The organism is Actinomycetota bacterium (genome assembly GCA_030682655.1).
Classification (GTDB): Bacteria; Actinomycetota; Coriobacteriia; order Anaerosomatales; family JAUXNU01; genus JAUXNU01.
Map to the genome: position 1 here is coordinate 1 of JAUXNU010000068.1, position 1,700 is coordinate 1,700.

2 protein-coding genes are annotated in these 1,700 nt (G+C 64.9%); both read right to left on the minus strand.

The window, feature by feature from the left end; genetic code table 11:
* A partial coding sequence (locus Q8K99_04320; GenBank protein ID MDP2181778.1) for a hypothetical protein occupies positions 1-397 on the minus strand: 397 nt, incomplete at its 3' end.
* Between the two features lie 189 nt (positions 398-586).
* On the minus strand, positions 587-1,700 hold a 1,114-nt coding region (locus Q8K99_04325; protein MDP2181779.1), incomplete at its 5' end, for an ATP-binding protein.

Genomic DNA, 1,700 nt, shown 5'->3' on the forward strand with positions numbered 1-1,700 from the left:
CCAGCTCGACCACCGCTTCCTGCGGGAGTGCAACCCAGTCGAGCGGTTTGCCGCCCTTCGCGCGCGAGAGTGCGGCAGCGACACCCTCGCCCCCGCCGAACGAATACGCCTCAGCCAAAGCCTCGTAGCTCGTTCCCGGGATGGCGACCTTCGTCTGCGGGTCGATGCTCTCGGTCTCCACTGCCCCCGCCGAGACATCAACGGTGAAGATCACCGCCGCCACCTGCGAACCATCGGCATCCTCCCCGATGGCAACGACGAGAAGCCGCTCCGGCACCGAGTTCAGCTGTTCCAGTCCGCCGAAGGCCAAGAACGCGACCGCGCCCAGCACGACAACAGCGACGAGCCCCACGCCCGCGCCGATCAGTGCCGACCTGCCGAATCCGCCTCCGGCCACGTTCACTCCTCCAGGTAGGCTAGGACACCCTTCGCGATTCCGCCGGCGAGCTAGTCCTGATAGTGCACGCTCGAGAGGAGCCTGCTTGCTCGCCGCCGAGATCGGCGCGGTCCACGACGACGACGCGGGATACAACGTGGATTCGAGCAGGTAGATTCTAGCATGAGCGAAAGTGGGCCCAAGAAGGTGTCAGAGAAGCAGATCGTCGGCGATCATGAACTCCTCCAGGGGCACTCCTCCGCTCCCCACGACAATCGTTGCCACATCCTTGCCGGGAAATGCCTCGCGAAAGGCGGCCAGTCCGGCGGGCACGCCCATTCGACCGCCGCTCTTGACTTCAATCGCGGTGACCCGGGTGTCCCGAAGGTACACGTAGTCGACCTCCCGCCCGCGATTACGCCAGTAGAAGACCTGCCCACCGTGTTCGAGCGCGGTCGCGAGAAGCCTCGCGCCGATGGCTGCTTCAACGAGATGCCCCCAGTAGGCGGAATCCGCACGTGCGCTCGCAAGTCCCCGTGGGTCCAGAGCACTCACGAGCGCGGTGTTGTAGACGGCGAGCTTGGGCGTCGAGCGTCGGCGCCTCAACGCTTCGCCCGAATACTTCTGAAGCCCGGTCACGAGACCCGAGGCGCCCAACACGTCCAGATAGTGCGCCACGGTCACCGTGTTGCCCGCGTCCTGGAGCTGCCCGACCATCTTCTCGTAGGACAGTTCCTTGCCCGCGTATTCACACGCGAGGCCGAACACGCGCCTGAGAAGCGCGGGCTTGTCGATTCGGGTCGTAAGCAGGATGTCGCGACCGATCGTCGGCTCGATGATCGTGTCGGTGACATATGAGCGCCAGCGCTCAGGGTCTGCCAGCAGAGTCGCGGCACCAGGATATCCACCGTAGAAGATGAACGTATCGAGGTCCCAACCAAAGGCCTGGCGGCATTCGGCATACGTCCAGTGCGACATCCGAACGACTTCGAACCGACCGGCCAAGCTCTCACTGAGGCCTTGCTGCATGAGCAGCGGTGACGACCCCGTAAGGACCACGCGCACGTCGCGTTTGTCCCACGTGTCCTGGTCCCAGTTCGCTTTGACCCAGCGCGACCAGTCGGTGACCTTCTGGATCTCATCCACGAAGAACAGCACCGCCCCGCCCGAACTCGCAGCCAAGGCACGCGCCGCCTCCCATTCCGCATTCAGCCACTCGCCTGTGCGCAATGCGGCGATATCGGCGTTCGCCCGGTGGACCGGGAGCGCGAGACCTTCCGACGTCTGCTGGACGGCCGTGGTCTTGCCCACCTGCCTTGGGCCG